The sequence below is a fragment of the Photobacterium proteolyticum genome, from assembly GCF_001939735.1.
Lineage (GTDB): Bacteria > Pseudomonadota > Gammaproteobacteria > Enterobacterales > Vibrionaceae > Photobacterium > Photobacterium proteolyticum.
In genome coordinates this window covers 189,047-207,487 of record NZ_MJIL01000048.1, presented here as the reverse complement: position 1 = coordinate 207,487, position 18,441 = coordinate 189,047, and the positions used below count along the sequence as shown (strand labels likewise).

General features: G+C 53.7%; 12 protein-coding genes. 1 reads left to right on the top strand and 11 read right to left on the bottom strand.

Features of this window, described 5'->3' with window-relative positions; translation table 11 throughout:
• Positions 1–9 precede the first annotated feature (9 nt).
• The 11 genes from BIT28_RS05325 to hemL form a co-directional block, all read right to left on the bottom strand.
• Entirely contained in the window at positions 10–897 is an 888-nt protein-coding gene (locus BIT28_RS05325; RefSeq protein WP_075762604.1) for a glucosamine kinase nucleotide-binding domain-containing protein, read from the bottom strand.
• Complete coding sequence (locus tag BIT28_RS05320) at positions 890–2,626, bottom strand: glycoside hydrolase family 9 protein (protein ID WP_075762603.1); 1,737 nt, start codon at positions 2,624–2,626, stop codon at positions 890–892. Before BIT28_RS05320 ends, BIT28_RS05325 begins: the two co-directional genes overlap by 8 nt.
• Before the next feature lie 11 nt (positions 2,627–2,637).
• The gene (locus BIT28_RS05315) at positions 2,638–3,633 is read right to left on the bottom strand and encodes an ABC transporter ATP-binding protein (protein WP_075762602.1); all 996 of its coding nucleotides are present in this window, start codon (positions 3,631–3,633) and stop codon (positions 2,638–2,640) included.
• Positions 3,634–3,662: 29 nt separating this feature from the next.
• Positions 3,663–4,634, bottom strand: a complete 972-nt coding sequence (locus tag BIT28_RS05310) for an ABC transporter ATP-binding protein (protein WP_075762601.1) — start codon at positions 4,632–4,634, stop codon at positions 3,663–3,665.
• Positions 4,634–5,662 (bottom strand): ABC transporter permease, encoded by a 1,029-nt coding sequence (locus BIT28_RS05305; RefSeq protein WP_075762600.1) that lies wholly within the window; start codon positions 5,660–5,662, stop codon positions 4,634–4,636. The genes BIT28_RS05310 and BIT28_RS05305 overlap by 1 nt, the downstream gene beginning before the upstream one ends.
• A 2-nt stretch (positions 5,663–5,664) precedes the next feature.
• Positions 5,665–6,651, bottom strand: a complete 987-nt coding sequence (locus BIT28_RS05300) for an ABC transporter permease (RefSeq protein ID WP_075762599.1) — start codon at positions 6,649–6,651, stop codon at positions 5,665–5,667.
• 145 nt (positions 6,652–6,796) lie between these two features.
• Positions 6,797–8,476, bottom strand: a complete 1,680-nt coding sequence (locus tag BIT28_RS05295; RefSeq protein ID WP_075762598.1) for an ABC transporter substrate-binding protein — start codon at positions 8,474–8,476, stop codon at positions 6,797–6,799.
• A 772-nt stretch (positions 8,477–9,248) separates the two neighbouring features.
• The gene (locus tag BIT28_RS05290; protein ID WP_075762597.1) at positions 9,249–12,635 is read right to left on the bottom strand and encodes a response regulator; all 3,387 of its coding nucleotides are present in this window, start codon (positions 12,633–12,635) and stop codon (positions 9,249–9,251) included.
• A 337-nt stretch (positions 12,636–12,972) separates the two neighbouring features.
• Positions 12,973–13,992, bottom strand: a complete 1,020-nt coding sequence (gene rsmC / locus BIT28_RS05285) for a 16S rRNA (guanine(1207)-N(2))-methyltransferase RsmC (RefSeq protein ID WP_075762596.1) — start codon at positions 13,990–13,992, stop codon at positions 12,973–12,975.
• Positions 13,993–14,114: 122 nt separating this feature from the next.
• Positions 14,115–15,200 carry an AI-2E family transporter gene (locus BIT28_RS05280; protein ID WP_083651732.1) on the bottom strand — a complete coding sequence of 362 codons (1,086 nt, stop codon included), beginning with the start codon at positions 15,198–15,200 and terminating at the stop codon, positions 14,115–14,117.
• Positions 15,201–15,479: 279 nt separating this feature from the next.
• Positions 15,480–16,778 carry a glutamate-1-semialdehyde 2,1-aminomutase gene (gene hemL / locus BIT28_RS05275; protein ID WP_075762595.1) on the bottom strand — a complete coding sequence of 433 codons (1,299 nt, stop codon included), beginning with the start codon at positions 16,776–16,778 and terminating at the stop codon, positions 15,480–15,482.
• 254 nt (positions 16,779–17,032) lie between these two features.
• Between hemL and clcA the strand changes: the two genes are divergently transcribed.
• Positions 17,033–18,436: a H(+)/Cl(-) exchange transporter ClcA gene (gene clcA, locus BIT28_RS05270; RefSeq protein WP_075762594.1), complete on the top strand. Its 1,404-nt coding sequence runs from the start codon at positions 17,033–17,035 to the stop codon at positions 18,434–18,436.
• Positions 18,437–18,441 lie beyond the last annotated feature (5 nt).

Here is an 18,441-nt window from a genome sequence, read left to right as displayed (position 1 = left end):
AGTAGCCTCTTAAAGTGGGTAAAGGTTGTGACAACCTTTTGCCATTGCAATTGCCCCGTCCATGGCATCTCCCTGGGGTAGTGCCAGCCGGGTTTTGAACGGAGGTGCCAGCCAAGGCTGGATATGCTCGCCAATGCTCCCCATCAGGCAGACCTGTTCGGCACCGCGCATGAACAATGCAGAGAGCAACATTTCGACATCCGCCGCCGTTTGCTTGAGCATCTCGATGGCCAGGCTGTCACCTTCGGCCGCATGGGCAAAAATGGCTGGCGAGAACTGACCGTAGTCGCACGGACGGGCTGTTTTGGACCAGCTGACAACGGCATCGACATCGTTGTCGAAATGCTTCATGACATGCAGGGCCAGCGACGTGTGAGGAACGATATCGTCGACACTGAGCAGTACCTGCTGGATGAGGCGAAGTCCCATGACGGCACCGCCGCCGTGATCGGATATTGGGAACTCGCGGCCGCCGATAACCTGTTGCTGCTTATCTTTCAGCAAGATCCCGCAAGAGCCCGTACCGGCTATCAGGATTGTGCCCTCTTCTCCTTTCCAGGCGCCCAGACAAGCGCCATAAGCGTCGGTATTTAAAGTGACGGCACCATAAGGGTGGGGAAGCGCCATGAATTCATACCAGGACTCTTTTTGTTCGGCTCCGGCCAGTGCCAGACCGACGGACATGCTGCCGTAGTCGGCTTCTGTCAGCTGTGCCAGAGAGGCGGCAGTGGCAATGGCATCCTGAATCGATGCCATGGCGACGCTGCCACCCAGCATGATATTGGCACTGCCGGTCTTGGCCTCGCCAAGACAGTGACCTTCCAAATCGCAGATCCGGGCTCGGCACGAGGTGCCACCCCCGTCTACTCCGACGTAATATTTGATTGTACTAGCCAAGGTGTCGCTCCTTATATTGAGTTGTTATTGCGAGCAAATACCAGCCGCCATGCGGGATCCACTGCTCTCCCCAGCGCCAGTTTTGCAGCATGTCATCTTTGTACGGAATCGGTTTGAAGGCGATATCCTGCTCGTTGTCGAAGCCAGAGGTGATGCCGTTGCACACACCGCCCTTGGCGTTGCTGAATCCCAGCTCGGGCAGGTAGTCCGGGTTGTTGCGACCATGGCCGTCCAGCATCGACATATCGAAGGGGTTGAGCCCCAGCAGCCAGTCAGTCAGCTTTTGTGCATAGACTTTGAGCTCTGATTTCAGGGTGCTATCGAGCGGGTAGGCCTGCGCCATATAGGCCATGGAGGCCAGTGAACCCAGGCGGGCATTTTCACCCTGCCACCAGTAGCCGCTTTCATTGTGGTGAGGAACAAAGAAGCTGCTGGACTTTTCACCGTCAACGGGTTTGACATACTGACGCGGGTAACCGAATGGGTTGGTGACTTCCAGGGTGATCCTGAGCTCGAAGTGCAGCGCATTGCTCAGTGTTTGATTCAGGCTCTGGTGCAGCGTTTCGTCAGTTTCTATCGCCAGGTATTGCATCAGGCTGATGGCTGGCAATCCTGCTTCCGCAGCATGGTAGTACGGGCGGCTGCCGTCGTTGTTGGCCGACCAGAAATGCTGCTGGTCTTGATCAGACATTTGCCGGCAGGCCAGTTTCTTGGCCCAGCCCCTGGCCTGGTCAAGATAGCGGTTGTTGCCGGTGGCTTTGAACAGCTCTACTGCAGCCAGCAAGGCGCAGTACTCGTCGATGATGTTCTCGGTACCGTCGTTGAGGTACTGGGTATTCATCTCAACCAGGTGCCAGTAGCCTTTCTCGGCGGCTTGCAGGTAGGCTTCGCCTTGGGTTTCGTCATTCCATCCGAGTCGGGTAACTTGTTCTGATGTGAGCCAACGTGATGCCGCAGCCAGCGCAGCAACGGTTATGCCGCCGCCCTGACGGAATGCAGCCTGATAATCGTCCGACTTAATACCTTCCTGGGTGGCGTATGCACAGATCTCCCGCTGCTTTATATCCTTGCTCCACTTGTCGAACACCGTCATATAGAAGAAGCCCTGCGGGTGCTGCATCCGGAGCAAGAAGTCCGCACCATGGTAAGCCTCTTCCAGCAGGCGTCTTCGGGTGATGTCGGCAATGTTTTCCTCGCCTTCGAGCAGCTCAAAGGCCTTGAACATATTCCAGACTACCATTGGGGTCTGTTGGGGGTTCAGGTAGTTGCTGTAGGACAGGTGACTGAGATATTTGCTGACATCGCCCGAGGCGTCATACCAGCCGCCGCGGACATCTGCTGTGTCTTTGCTGCCAAGTAACGGTGCATGCTGGTCGGCATGGTCGAAAACGCCGCTGCAGCGCTGGGATTTGAAGTAGTGCAGTACATCGCTGAAGGTTCGCTGCATAAGCAGCCCTTCGGCAATGGTAAAAGGCTCGGAGAGGAGCTCGCCAACCTGGAGGCGGAATTCACCGCACCCAGTGAATGCCGTGAAGTCAATCGAGTAGGTGTAGCCCGTGTGCCATTGTGCGACTGGGCCACAGGCTTTGAGTGGCAGCTGCATAATAGGGTGGGCATCTTGGCAGCGAATAATCTCTGCATGGGGTGCCGGCAAACCGGGTTCCGCCAGCAGGATAGCCTGCTTGGCACCAAAACGCTCATAGCCTAGGTGGTTCGTTAACAGCTGCATTTATCCTCCAATTAGTTCTCGTATAGGTAACAACGTACGAAATGGTTTTCTGATAGCTGGGTTACGGCCGGAAGCTGTTCGCGGCACTTGTTGGTTGCATGGGTACAGCGACCGGCAAACGGGCAGCCGAGGCTTTCCGGTGTCCAGAGCGGGATCTCGCCCTTGTTGCCCTTAAGTTTCTCGTGGATGGACTTGCTTGGATCCGGTACAGCCGAGACAAGCAGCTGGGTGTATGGGTGCTGGGGATCATGGATGATCTCCTCGGTATCGCCCCATTCCACCATGTGGCCGACATACATCACGGCCAGATCCTCGGCAATATAGCGGGCAGTCGCGATATCATGGGTGATATACAGCAGGGCCATTTCGCGCTCGAATTTCATCTCTTCCATCAGGTTGAGAACCCCGGCACGAATCGAGACGTCCAGCATTGAGGTCGGCTCGTCAGCCAGGACAACCTCAGCACCGACGGCAATGTTGCGGGCCAGGTTGACGCGCTGGCGCTGGCCACCAGAAAGCTGGTGGGGGAACTTGGCCGCCGTTTCTTTGGGCGGGATCAGGCCCACCTGTTCAAGCAGGCTGTAGACCTTCTCTTCCAGCTCCTTCTTATTGCCGGAGGTAACCTTCTTGTGGATCAGCAACGGACGGGCGATGTGGTGGAAAATCGTATGGGTCGGGTTCAGGGACCCAAACGGATCCTGCCATACCATCTGGACACCCTGGCGATACTCCATGAGCTCGCTGTGCTTGTTAATGTCGGCAATATCCCGGCCGTAGTACTCGATATGGCCGCCGGTTGGCGGGTACATCTTGGCGATCATTTTCGCCGTGGTGGATTTGCCCGAGCCAGATTCACCGACAACGGATAGGCCGCGGCTCTTGTACATCTTGAAAGACACGTCATTGATGGCGCGCATCTTGGATTTGGTTAATGAATTACTGTTGACCTCAAAATCCTTGATCAGATTTTTGCCTTCAATAATTGGTTGTCCGATAGGTTTGCTCATATTGCCTCCTAATTGCTTCCTATTTTTTATTAACTGCATTTATTGAATAGGTGGCAGTTTGAAAAACGACCGGGTTCAAGTTGACGTAGCTGTGTCGCTTTGCTGAAGCAGGCATCATGGGCTTTGCTACAGCGGGCCTGGAAACGGCACCCCTGAGGAACTTCAAGCAGGTTCAGCGGGTTACCTGGAATACCGGTCAGGCGTGTTTTCGGGCCTGTCAGCGGCGGGAAGGAGTTGCCCAACCCTTCTGTATATGGGTGGAACGGCTGCTCAAGGATCTGCCGTGACGGGGCAACCTCGATCAGCTCGCCGGAGTACATGATCCCGATACGGTCGGAGAACTCGACCATCAGTGAGATATCATGGGTGATGAACAGGATAGAGAAGCCAAACTCCTCTTTTAGTGCGTAAATCTTTTGCAGGATCTCGCGCTGAACCACCACATCGAGAGCCGTGGTCGGTTCATCCATGATGATCATCTTCGGGTTCAGGGCCAGGGCAATCGCAATGACCAGGCGCTGACGCATACCGCCGGAAAACTGGTGCGGGAAGTCCTGCAGGCGGCTCCGGTGGATATCAACAATCTCCAGTAATCCTTCGGCGCGGCGAACAGCCTGCTGGCGCGTCATGTTGGTATGGCGCATGATCACGTCGCAGAACTGCTCTTCCAGCGTCAGTACCGGGTTGAGTGCGTTCATCGCACTCTGGAACACCATGGACATCTGGCTCCAGCGGAAAGCCGAAATGTCAGCCTCGCTGTACTTGAGAATATCGCCATGACCGTCAAAGATAACTTCGCCACCGGTGATAAATGCTGGCGGCTTATGAAGGCGCATCAGCGAGAAGGCAACGGTGGACTTACCGCAGCCTGATTCACCGGCAAGGCCAAAGACCTCGCCCTTGCCGATATCGAAGCTGACGTTGTTTACTGCACGGACGTCGCCGGCATCGGTAATGTAGTCGACACAAAGATTGCGAATGGAGATCTGTGGGTTAGTCATTACTTTTCTCCTCCCTGCATGGCAGGCTGAGCGGTTTCTAGTGTCTCTTGTTGTTTTTCGGTATTTTGCTTGGCCATGTTTTTCCAGCGACGCATGCCTTTGTGAGAACGCAGCTGCGGGTTGGCAATTTCATCGACGGCAAAGTTAAGCAGGGCCAGGCCGACAGCAATCAGGGTGAGCGCGATACATGGAACCAGGAGTTCCCACCAGGCACCGACCAGCATTGAAGATGATGTCTGGACGTTGTACAGCATGTTGCCCCAGCTGATGGTGCCCGGGTCGCCAAGCCCAAGGTATGACAGGGTTGCCTCGGTCATAATGGCCAGCATCACCGAACCGATGAAGCTCGCCCCCACAATGGAAATCAGGTTGGGCAGGATCTCGACGAAGATGATCCGCATAGATGATTCACCGAGTACCTCGGCGGCTTTGACAAATTCTTTTTCCCGGATAGACAAGGTCTGTGCACGTACAACCCTGGCGCCCCATGCCCAGGCGGTGATCCCGATAACCAGGGTTATCGTGACGGGACCGGCCTCCCCGATGAAGGCGGCGATAACAAACAGCAAGGGGAGCTGGGGAATAACCAGCATGATGTTCATGGCGGCGGAAAGAATGTCATCGACCCGACCGCCGAAGTAACCGGCAGACACCCCGACGAGTGTGGCCAGGAAACATACCATCAGGCCGGCACCGAAGCCGACGGCTAGCGATGTACGTGCGCCGTAGACGACCTGTGACCAGACATCACGCCCCATGCGGGTGGTTCCCAGAACGTGGTCCGCTTTTTTGGACATGCGCAGGGTACGGCGGCTGTCGGCCAGGTTCTCAGCAACCCAGCCGTCAGGATTATTTTGCGCGGCCTTGACGACGAATGCTGGGTACTCATGCGGGTTACCCGTTTTTTTGTTCGGTACATGCTTGGTAATGAACGGGGCAAAGATTGCGGCCAAAATAAAGAGCATGATAATGGTTAAGCCGGCCAGGGCTTTATGGTTACTGGAAAGTAACTTGATTAGACCTTTCATAATTATTTGCCTCCCTTGCGTAGGCGAGGGTCAAGTGCGACGATGAGGATGTCAGCCATGAAGTTAAAGAACAGCATAAACAGGGTCATAATGAGTAGCTGACCTTGAAGAACCTGATAGTCACGCGCATTGATGGCGTTTAGCAGTACCGTACCCAGGCCCGGATAGTTGAAGATCATTTCGATAATTAGCTGGCCACCGATTGCCATACCCAGTGCCATCGAGAGGGCAGTGACACTTGGCAGCATGGCATTACGTGCTGCGTATTTGAAAACAACGCGGTTTTCACTCAGGCCCTTACCTTTGGCCATGGTGATATAGTCTTCGTTGAGCAGGTTGATCATGTTGTTTCGCATGTTGATCAAGAAGCCGCCAATCTGGATGATGGTGGCACAGAACAGTGGCAGCACCGCGTGGTAGAGCACGTCCTTGATGAACTCCCAACTGGTCCAGTCTGGCGAAGTACCTGCGGTATAGGCATAGGTAGACGGGAACCAGCGCAGACCGATTGCGAAGGTGTAGAGCACAATCATCGCGACAACGACGGGTGGAACGGCCTGCACGACCATCATTCCCGGCGAAATGAAGGCGTCATATTTGCTGCCGCGCTTCCAGGCTGCAAAAATACCCAGTGTCGAGCCAAGGCAGAAAGCGAGAACAACAGCGGTACCTGCCAAAAATAGTGACCAGCCTACGGCTCCGGCCATGACATCATTTACTGTCTGCGGGTAGGTCTGGATAGAGATACCCAGGTCCCAGGTCAAGATGCCTTTGAGGTAGACAAAATACTGTTCGTAGATCGGGCCGTCGACAAAGCCCAGTAGCTGTTTCATGGCAGCGATGCGCTCAGGGGTTACCTGTACCGCTGCATTGGCGAACATCATAGTAACCGGGTCGCCGGGCATGGCGCGTGGTAAAACGAAGTTCAGCGTTATCGCAAATAAAAGCGCTATCAAATAAAAAGACAGCCGTCGTATAAAGAATCCCATAACTCACACCTTAATCATCCAGCCTGTATTGACCGCGCTGGATTCAGGACAGAAATCCCCCTGACGCAAGGCGCCATAACTTTCAAATAGAGAGGGGGGGAAGAGGCGGTGTGCAATGTACACACCGCAAGTTAGTACCTAAAAATTATGCTTTAGGTTTTAGATCAAGTACTTGTAGCAGACGCTCTTGTGTATTGGTGATAGGCATTGGACGGCCCTTCGGATTCTTCTCGTTCCACCAGCCAGTAAAGCGTGCGGTGTTGTACTGAGAAGTGTATGCACCTGACATAACAGGGACTGTTACTTGGTTCTCGGCAATGATCTTCTGGATCTTATGAGCGATGTTCATCTGCTCGTTGCGATCAGCCGTTTTGTAGAAGCCTTCAAGTAGCGTGTCTAGCTCTTTGTTGCTCCAGTAGTGAAGCGCAAAGCGAGGCATCCCCTGGTTCGCCTGGAAGCGTGAGTGGTAACCGCTGTCCCAGTAAGTGTAAGGATCTGCGCCGTGGAAGTAGTTGGTGTAGGCAACGTCATACTTAGCATCCAGCATTGCCTGGTTGTAGACAGAGAAGTCAGGTGTGCTTGCTTTCGCCTTGATGCCAACTTCTTCAAGCATTTCAACGGCTAGCTGAACGGTGTTGTTGAAGTCAGTCCAGCCACTTGGAGACTGAATCGATAGCTCAAGATTTTTGCCTGATGGTGTTTCTACGAAGCCATCTTTATCAAGATCCTTGAAGCCTGCTTTTTTCAGCAATGCTTTTGAGTTCTCGATGTTGTACGTCATAAATGGCTTGTACTTGTTGTAGACAGTGTTATCAGACCAAGAGGCAAATGCCTGACCCAGACCTGAAGCATAGTCATTCACCACACCGCCGCCGTAGAACGCGATATCGATGATGGTTTCACGGTCGATAGCCATAGAGAAGGCACGGCGGAAGTCGATGTTGTTGATCGCTTCGTTGTTACCGGCATTTGGCGACTTGTAGTTGAACATGAATGCCTGGCTGCCGCCCGCAGGGTACCAGTACTTGTTATGAGGGCTGGCTGCTGCGTATGTGCTGTCAACGTCAGGGATGAACGAGTATGTCCAGTCGAACTGGCCGCTTAGGACCTGACCCAGGAACTGGTCGTTGCCCGCTACCTGAGGTAGGCGTAGACAGTCAACATCCAGGTTGCTGTTGTCCCAGTATTGTGGGTTACGGCACTGGGTATAAAGCTGCGGAGTGAATTTCTCGACTTCGGTAAATGGACCGGTACCGACAGGGTTTTCGTTGGTGAAGCGTGTCGGATCTTCAATCTTGCTCCAGATGTGCTTGGCAACGACGGACACTTCATTGATCAGATACGGTACGTTTGAGTTCGCTTCAGTCAGGTTGAAGGTCACTTTGTCGCCCGATGCCTCAATAGATTTCAGGCGCTGGTTGATACCGGTACGGTCAAGCTCAGGGAACTGCTTGAGCATGTTGAACGTAAAGGCAACATCTTCTGCGGTAAAGGCTTTACCGTCAGACCATTTGACACCGTCACGGATCTCGAAAGTCACTTTCATCAGGTCATCAGACATGTAGTAGTCTGTTGCCAGACGCATAACTGGCTTATTGCCCTGAAGTTCGTTGAACACGACTAGAGGCTCGTAGATAAAGTCTTGGACCGTATCCAACTGAGTCTGTAGGAACGGGTTAAAGTTACGAACAAAAGTAGGGTAGAACTTAGGTACCATGGTTAGCTCAGTGCGATCGGCAGCAGAGGCTACCGGCGCTGTCAGCATTGTGGAAGCTGCAGCAACGACTGCGAGTGCTAACTTGGTTTTCTTAATATTGGCAAGCATAGCTGTTCCTTACTCTATTGCTTATTGTTTCACTTATGGAAAATGAATGCCCCGAAGGGTCTCTTTCGAGCCCACTCCGACAGAGTGAATGACACACTCACATCGAATGGCCTTGTAGACTCTAAGTGCCTTAAGGAAACCCTTGATTGACATGATCGTCAATCTGCCCGCCCGTCAAAAACGTCAAAATCAAGGGGGGGACTGTAAAAAACGTTAATTCTCCATTGTTGAGCTAGTCAATAGATTCGAGGCGGTGTGCGGCAACTCACGATTCACACACTATGTTTCATTGTCTTAGTTAGTGAGCACTACGATATAAACGCTTAAAATTAAGGGGCTTAGAGTGTCTGATATTCCTTTGTGATGTAACGCACAGTAAGTGTTAGGGTTAATTCCCTGCGGAAAATTTTACGGCCTGATTTGTTGTGATTGGCTTCTCATAAACCAAAAGATATTTCTATCTGAAGGAAAATACACCTTTAAAAGGGCGAATTAGCGCTAATTTTGAGCGATTTTTTCGTGCTTTAATGGCTTTATTTCGATGTGAAAAATGGATACTTTACGGCTGGAAATAAGCCTCGTAATAGCTCCCTGAGAGCATTATTGTATGGGCGGAATAAGCTAAGCGCAGAGCCTCTACGAGCCCGTTTGAGGGGGGCTGTCTGTCAGATTAAAAGCGGGATGGTGGCGGGTATGTGAATGCAGTTGCGGGGATAGAAAAAGCCCGCATCTGCGGGCTTGTTGATGGTGGCTTATATCAATGCTAGAGATGCTACTGGCCGATCAAGTGCTGGAGCTTGTCCTTCATCATTTCGATGTGTTGTCGCTCGGAACTCGGTGTGCTGCAGCGTTCAAGCACAAAGTCGATAGTATTGAGTACCGTGCGCCAGCGCGGGGTCTTGGGCAGGGTTTCTAAGTGGAGGTATTTGTCCAGCGTGCGGGTCTGCAGTGTACTGCGGTCGAGGTAGACGCGCCATAGGCCGCTTTCTTCTGCCAGCTCGAACTTAGTTTTGTTGGCCGACTCTTCCCAGAAACTCAAGGTGGCTTTCATGACCTCGACCAGCAGTTCCCGTACCGAATCGGTCTTGTTTTTGCCGTTGTCATCCAGCTTGTCGGCCAGTCGGGTAAATTCGCCGCCCAGCTCACGCAGCTGCTGCAGGCATCCCTTGTCGCCATCAAAGGCAAAGCCAGAAAGCACCTCCATCGCATTTTCCAGCACCTCGACCCGTTGCTGGGTGGCCGGGCCATTATTGTCGAACACGAACATGCGCTGGAGGCCGGACTCCTCGGGAAGGTTGATCACGTCGGTGTCCAGAGAGACGAGCTCATCGCTGATACGGTAGAGCAGGCTGCCGTTATAGTGATGGCTAGTGCTGATATCTTCGGGCAGGTGAGTGGCTAGGATATCAGTAATATTGTGCCGTTCCAGCTGCTCGGGAGCACGGTGGAACAGCTTGCCCGCAGCACTGTTTGCATAGCGTATACGTCCGCCTCCCTGAACGCAGAGAATGGCTTCGCTGGTGGATTCCAGCAGGCCGAGTAATCGGGTCTGCGCTTCTAAAAGGCCAGCCTCGACTTGCTCCCGGCGTTCAATTTCCTGCTTCAGCGCCTGATTCTTCTGGTGCTGTACTTCTGTTTGTCCGGCTCTGATGTGGGCGCCGATCCGTGCTGTCAGCTCTTCCTTGTTAAAAGGCTTGGTCAGGTAGTCATTGGCGCCGCTCTCGAATCCTTTGACGCGATCCTGTACCTGTCCAAGAGCCGATAGCATGATGATAGGCAGTTCGAGACGGGAATACTGCTGCCGAAGGTGTTGGCAAACCTCATACCCGGACATCTCCGGCATCATGATGTCGAGAAGAATAAGGGCCGGCTTGTGGTGTTCCAGTAGCTTCAATGCACTAGGGCCGTTTTCTGCGGTAATTACCCGGTAGCCCTCAAGGCGGAGGAAGTTATTGAGGACCTGCAGGTTAACGGGCTCGTCATCGACAATCAGCAGCAATTCGCCGTCCGGGTTTTCCGGGATGTCTTCCGTCTCGCAGAAGGTGGTATCCAGCGAGGGAACCTGGAAATGGGAGCTGCGGCTGGCCAGCTGGCTATCGGCGATATCTTCTTCCGATGCCAGGTTCAGGGTAAAGCTGAAGGTTGCCCCGACCATAGGCTGACTGCTGACATACAGTCTGCCTCCCATCAGTTCGATAAGCTGGCGGCTGATTGACAGCCCTAGCCCGGAGCCCTGCCGGTAGCGGGCGGCATTGGTGTTGGCCTGGATCAACGGTTCGAAAATATGTTCAAGTTGCTCTGGCGGGATCCCCTGGCCGGTATCGACCACCTGGACACGGATTTGGTTTTCGAGGATGGTCGCCGACAGAATGATCTTGCCTTCCGAGGTATATTTGATGGCATTGCCGACGAGATTATACAGCACCTGCTCCAGACGTTGCTCGTCGCCAAGTACCAGAGGGAGATCATCAGGTATTTGGTTGATGATCCGAACCGGTTTGCTGCCGAGCAGGTGACCGGACAGTTCCAGTACCAGGCGGACGGCCGATGCCAGATCCACTGCCTGCTTGTTCATGTCCAGATCGCCATAGCGCATCTTGTGGTAGTCGAGCAGATCATCGACCAGGTTGGTGAGGCGCTGGCCGCTGTTAATCATCATTTCCAGTTGCCGGCGCTGGGTATGCTGGACCGGGCCGCTGGCACCGGCCAGGAGAGATTCGGCAATGCCGACCATACCGTGGAGCGGTGTACGTAGCTCATGCGACGTGGTGGCCAGGAATTCATCTTTCAGCTTGTCGGCAGTTTGCAGATCGTCATTTTGCTGCTGGATGACCTGCAGGTTTTGCTCCAGCTCGGCATTTTGCTTGCGGATCAGGGAGATTTTCTCACGGATCGAGCGCTGCATTCTGGCAAAACTGGTTGCAAGGCGGCCAATTTCGTCGCTGCGTTCGGTGCTGGTGATCTCTTGCTCCATATCACCGGCCGAGACCCGCTCGGCCGCCCAGGTGAGGCGCAACAAGGGAGCGGTGATGGAATTGGAGAGCCAGTGGGAGGCGATAATTACCAGAATGATGGCGGTGATCATCGCAACCGAGAAGATTTTCTCCAGCTGGCGGATCCGGGCAAAAGCCTCCTCTTCAGGGAGCTCGACCACCAGTGCCCAGGGGTTGCCCAGCACATTGATTTGGGCAAAGGCGCTCAATACCGGGATCTGGTTAAAGTTGAGGAAACTGCCGACTCCGGTCTGGCCGCTGAGGGCTTTTTCAATGCTCGGGCTTGAGAGATCCTGCGGTAGCATGTCGCCGTTTGGCAGGCGCGACAGGTGATCACTGCCGACCAGCAGCGTCTGCACACGGTTAGAGCTATTGCTGGTATCAGCAATAAAGTCGCTGATCGACTGGTTGTCGAGCTTGAAGAACACATAGCTGTGCAGGTAGCCCTGCTGAATGATAGGAGCAGCAAACCAGGCCGCGTTTTCTGTGCCCGAAGAGGCAGCGGTGAAATCGGTAAAGGCGACAGGAACTTGCTCCGGCTCGCTTTGTTGTTGCTTGGTCTTGTTCTTTATCGTGGCAAAGGTCTGCTGCAGGGCCTCGAAAGGACTGTCATCGGCAAGCAGGTTGGCACTGAACTTATCGGGGCTATGGGCGGAATAGACGACGTTGCCCTTGATATCGACCAGCAAGATATCACTGAAATCTGACCGCTTGAGGTATTCGTCATAAGCCCAGTTATAGCGTTTATACATCAGGCGATAGCGTTCATGCCCGACATAGTTGCCGCTATAGGCACTGTTATGGGGCTTGGCAATCAGGGTTTCGGTAAAGTAACGGCTGGTGTCTCCGCCCTTGGTCAGCGCCGAGATATCCCCTAGTTGATGGTAGGCACCGACCAGTCCGTAGAAACGTCCTCCACTGGCGTTGGCCAGCTCTGAGCGGGCAAAGCTCTGTACCTCTGATTCTCTGGCGGCAAAGTAGCTATTAAGCTGTTTTTGTTTGTTCTCCAGCAGCGACGCAAGGTGGTTGGTGCTTTGCGCGGTGAGATCATTGGTATGAGAGTTAAGAAAGAACAGGGCCGAGAGTGTCAGCGGGGTAATGCTGAGCACGAGAAAAGCCAGCATGAGCGTATGCTGGAGGCGCTTGAAACGGGTAGTATTCTGCATTCCTGTGCCTGAAATTAACCTATTGGATGTGGGTGATAAAATTCAACGTATGATTAATTGCAACTCAGTTTGACTGAAATATAGGAGGTGATTTTGACGTTTTTAGCGTGGGGGCATCAGGCCGGAACAGAGGCTAAAAAAGGCAATTACACCAAGGTTTCCAGTTTTACTGAGTTTTTTTATGCGATCAAGTAAGTGAGCAGGGAAGCGTGTGCCGAAACACATTATTGACAATCTTAACGAGGTCATGGGGTGAAATTGGCACTAAATTAGAATAATTGCCGTTAATTCTCGTGAGAAGAAGGATGGGGCTGAGTATATACTCAGCCCGGAAAGGTTATTTTTTCGCGGCGTAAATATTGAATTTATTAGTACTGGCAACGGTATCGCAGTTACCCAGGCTGGCTTCTATCAACGGCGGATAGCGCAGGAAGCTGTTGGCTACGATGATCAGCTGGCCTTCAGGGCGCAGGTAGCCCGGAGCCTGGGCAATAAAGTCCTCGGTGGCGGCATAGAAAGTTTTCAGGCCGGCATGGAAAGGCGGGTTGCTGATCAGGTAATCATACGGGCCTTCCAGCGCAGCATAGACATCGGTTGCGACAAACTTGGCGTCGAGATTGTTGATCCGGAATGTCTCGCGGGCAGATTCAATCGCCAGGGCGCTGATGTCAGAAAGCTCCAGGTCAATATCCGGGTTGTTGGTTTTCATGACGGCGCCGATAACGCCGGCACCGCAACCAAAGTCCAGTACCTTGCCATTGAGTGCCGGCAGGGTATCAAGCAGCAGCTCCGATCCCTTGTCAAATTCGCCGTGGCTAAATACGCCCGGCAGAGAGCGGATCGTTAGTTCTGTGCCGGCTACCTTGATTGGGTAGCTACGGAACCAACTGCTCAGTTCGAATGCTGGCACGGCATTGTCACAGCGTCCCCAGTAAAAGCTGCAGCGGCGGGCTGAGTCGTATTTGGTCAGCGGGCCGTAGGGTTTAAAGAGCTTTTCGGCACTGCGGACACCGCTGCGGTTTTCTCCGACGACACAGATCTCGGTCTGGGGACCGAATTTTGCCAGCAGCATGGCCAGCAGGTACTCGGCTTCAGCCTTGGCCTTTGGCCAGTAGAGCAGGATCATGTCGATATCGGCATCATCGACCAGCTCGGCACCGAAGTAGGACTGGATCTGGCTGTGCCGACTCATGCTGCGGTAATAGCCGTAATTGGTGGTAAATACTGCCACTGACTGGGCCACCTGCGTCAGTTCAAGCGGAAATGAGTCAGAGAGCTCACCGACGACAAGGACCTTGCGATTTTCAAAAAACTCAAGCTGGCGGGCAACAACCTGGCTTGCAGCAGTATAGGACATAACGGCCTCAGTTTAGCTTTACATGGAGTAAGGGCGCGAATTGTTCCATAAATCACTGGCTATGAAAAGACGAACAAAGCCGCGAAGAGGCGGCTTTGTTGCGATAGGCTGGAAATCAGTGACTAGCTTTGATCCTGATTGTCCAAAAAGTCTTTGAATTCGACTTCATAGAGCTTGAACAGTACCAGAGTGACGGCAAAGATAATCGGGCCGTAAATCAGGCCGATTAAGCCGAACAGATGCAGGCCGCCGAGGATGGAGAAAAAGATCAGCAGGGTGTTCATGCTGGAGTTGCCCTGCATCAACAGCGGGCGAAGGAAGTTGTCGATGGAGCCGACCACGACAATACCCCAGCCAGCCAGAAACATTGCCCATTCCCACTGGTCGATCAGCAAGAGGTAGATAGCGGCTGGCAGCCAAATCAGGGCCGTACCGAATACCGGAATGAATGAGGCAAAGGCCATCATCGAGCCCCAGAACAGGCCGGGAAAACCTGCCAGCCACATTGCAAAACCGCCCGCGAAACCCTGGGCCAGCGCTGTGAGGAATGATCCCAGTACCGCCGACTTGGCCACCTGCTCGACTTCTGTCAGCACGGCATCTTCCTGGCTGCGGGATAGCGGCAGGACATGGCGAATGGCCGATACCATCTTCTTGTGGTCACGAAGCAGGAAGAACAGCACAAACAGCATCAGCATAAAGCTAATCACAAAGTTGGTGGCATCCCCGAGAAGCCTGGCGCTGATATTGAGCAACTGGGCACCAAACTTGGAGGCCGCCGCGGCAATCTTCTGAACAACGGCCTGGGCATCAAGCGGCTCGAAAGGCGAGTATTGCTCGATCAGCGACAGGGCTTTTACGGTGATTGGGTGAGACAGCACTTCCTTGGCACCACCGGTGGTTAGCCAGACATAGCTGTCCTTGGAAAAGGTCGAACCCTGATGGACAATCGAGGTGAAGACAACCAGTACCGGGATCACGATGATAAAGGTGAGCAGGGTACATGAAATCATTGATGCCGCATTGGGCTGACGTGGAATTTTCGCCTCTACCCTTGCATGCAGCGGGTAATAGAGCAGAGAAATGATAAAGGCCATTACAATCGGCCCCAGATACGGTTCTATCAGACGGTAGCTCGCATAGGCGGCGAGCGCCAGTGCGGCGATCAGCATCCAGTGGCGTGATTCGGCTTTAAAGGGTTTGGGCACTGTGATTATCCTTTCTGTTTGTTAACACTGCATCGAGCGTGGCTTATAATTGCATCTGCTTGGTTTATAAATCAAATATTTTAACTATTGAGAGGCTCGGGGCGATGGGGTGTTGTGATTGCGGCTGCGAAACAAAAAAGAAGCGTAGGATTCCGCTGGCAGTATGGGTACTCGTGATACTGGCAGCCCTCGCGGTTATTTTCTGGCAGTAAGGGGTATGCCTGTTACAAAAAACGCCACTCGATGAGTGGCGTTTCAATAGGGCTTGCTGTTGACGGCTTAGGCGTTGGCTTCAGCGGCCAGGGTTGCAAAGGCAAAGTCAGCAGCGTCCAGGGTCGCTTCGATTTCTTTCTCGCCGTGAGCCAGTGACGTAAAGCAGGCTTCATAGGCAGAGGGTGCCAGGTAAACCCCTTTTTCAAGCATCAGGTTGAAGAAGCGCTTGAAGCGTTCGATGTCGCACTTGGTGACATCATCAAAGCAGCTAACGCTTGACTGTTCGGTAAAGAAAAAACCGAACATCGCACCAACCTGGTTGGTCTGCAGGGCGATACCGTGCTTGTCAGCAAGAGCCTTGAAACCGTCAGCCAGACGTTGGGTGGTATTGGCCAGACGCTTTTCGTTACCTTCTTTGGTCAGAACGCTCAGGCAGGCATGGCCGGCAGCCATCGCAACCGGGTTGCCCGACAGGGTGCCCGCCTGATATACCGGGCCGGTTGGCGCGATATATTGCATCACATCACGGCGGCCGCCGAATGCGCCGACTGGCATACCGCCACCGATCACTTTACCCAGCGTGGTCAGATCCGGCTTGATATTGTAATACCCCTGCGCGCCGCCTTCCGATACACGGAAGCCTGTCATCACCTCATCAAGGATCAGCAGGGCACCGAACTCGTCACAGATCTCGCGCAGGCCTTCCAGGAAGCCCGGAACCGGCGGGATGCAGTTCATGTTGCCGGCTACCGGCTCGACGATAATACACGCAACCTGCTCAGGGTGCTCGGCGAATGCCGCGCGGACAGAGTCCAGATCGTTATAGGTGCATGTCAGTGTGTGCTTGGCAAAATCTGCCGGTACGCCCGGAGAACTTGGTTGGCCCAGTGTCAGGGCGCCCGAGCCGGCTTTTACCAGCAGGCAGTCGGCATGGCCGTGGTAGCAGCCTTCGAACTTGATGATTTTGTCGCGGTTGGTAAAGCCGCGGGCAAGGCGGATGGCACTCATGGTCGCTTCGGTACCTGAGCTCACCATACGTACCATTTCCATTGACGGTACCAGCTTGGAGACCAACTCCGCCATGGTCACTTCCATTTCGGTCGGTGCGCCGAAGCTCAGCCCCTGCTGGGCGGCCTTGATCACGGCATCACGAATAGCGACGTGGTTGTGACCCAGAATCATAGGACCCCAAGAGCCAACATAGTCGATATAGGCTTTGCCATCAGCATCAAAAATGTAGGCGCCGTCAGCTCGCTCGATAAACAGCGGGCTGCCGCCGACACCGGCAAATGCACGAACCGGTGAGTTCACACCGCCAGGGATCGTTTCTTGTGCTTTAGCAAATAAATCAGCTGACTTGCTCATGGTTATGTCCTATTTTTCAAATATTACCTGATTTAAAGTGTCGGCATTGTACCTAAAATTCCGGGAACTTGGCGAGAGAATTGAAGGAATGTGCGCCCGGCCAGATCCCGCCGCCGTTTTGGCACGGATGGAAAGCTAGTTTTCAACATTGGCAGTGTAAAAAGAGGGCATTGTCGGCTACTCTTAGCGCAGACGAATTTCGTCCTTCCTGTCTGCCCCTGCCGGGGCAATCTACTCAAAGATACGGCTGACTAATGACTGACAACACCCAAGGCACTCCTGCGCCTGAACGCCTGCAACCAAGCGGGTTGGTTCGGCGTTTTCTTTCTCGTGATAAAACACCGGTATCGGTACTGTTTCTTTCTGCACTAGTCGGCCTGGCTGCCGGTCTGATTGCTACCTTGTTTGAAATCACGGTTCACTGGGTGTCCGAGCAGCGAACGGAGTGGCTGAGAGACGTGATTAGCAGCTGGTTGCCATTATGGCTGGCGGCATTTCTGATCAGTGCGGTACTGGCTTCGATCGGCTATTACCTGGTCCATCGCTTTGCGCCGGAGGCGGCGGGATCCGGGATCCCCGAAATCGAGGGGGCGATGGATGACGTTCGTCCGGTTCGCTGGTGGCGGGTACTACCGGTGAAATTTATCGGTGGCCTGGGGGCGCTGGGCTCCGGCATGGTGCTTGGCCGGGAGGGGCCCTCGGTACAGATGGGCGGTAACATCGGTCGGATGGTTTCGGATACTTTCCGCCTCAAGGATAAGGAAGGACGCCATGCCCTGCTGGCCTCCGGTGCCGCAGGTGGGCTGGCAGCGGCGTTCAATGCGCCGCTGGCCGGGATCATGTTTGTTGTCGAGGAGATGCGGCCGCAGTTTCGCTACAGCCTAATCTCTATCAAGTGTGTGTTAATATCGGCCATTGTCGCCAATATTGTCTTTCGCAGTATTCAGGGACAGCATGCGGTGATCACCATGCCGCAGTATGATGCGCCGGTACTGAAGTCTCTGTGGCTGTTTTTGCTGCTCGGGATGTTCTTCGGGGTGTTCGGCGTTGTGTTTAACCGCCTGGTGACTCTGTCTCAGGACCTGTTTGACCGTATTCACCGTAATGAGCGCAGGCGCTATATCCTGACCGGGACCATACTCGGTGGGTGTTTTGGCATATTACTGCTGTATTTGCCGGAGCTGACCGGGGGAGGAATTGCCCTGATCCCGAGCGCGACCCATGGCGAATACAGTGTCAGCCTGCTGCTGATCCTGTTTCTGGCTCGCGTCGCGACAACTCTATTGTGCTTTGGCTCCGGTGCGCCGGGAGGCATTTTCGCCCCGATGCTGGCCCTTGGTACCTTGTTCGGGACCTTCTTTGGCTCGGTGGCACAGATGGCTTTTCCCGATCTCGGCCTTGAGCCGGGTATGTTTGCCATTGCAGGGATGGGGGCATTGTTTGCTGCGACCGTAAGGGCGCCAATTACCGGGATTTTGCTGGTGATTGAGATGACCAATAACTACCACCTAATTTTGCCGCTGATTATTACTACGCTGGGGGCGACCATGCTGGCCCAGGTGCTGGGTGGGCAACCTATTTACTCTCTGCTCTTGCGCCGTAAGATGGAAAAGGAAAAAATTGCCCAAAGAGCACAGTCTGAAGTGGTCAATACTTGAACGAG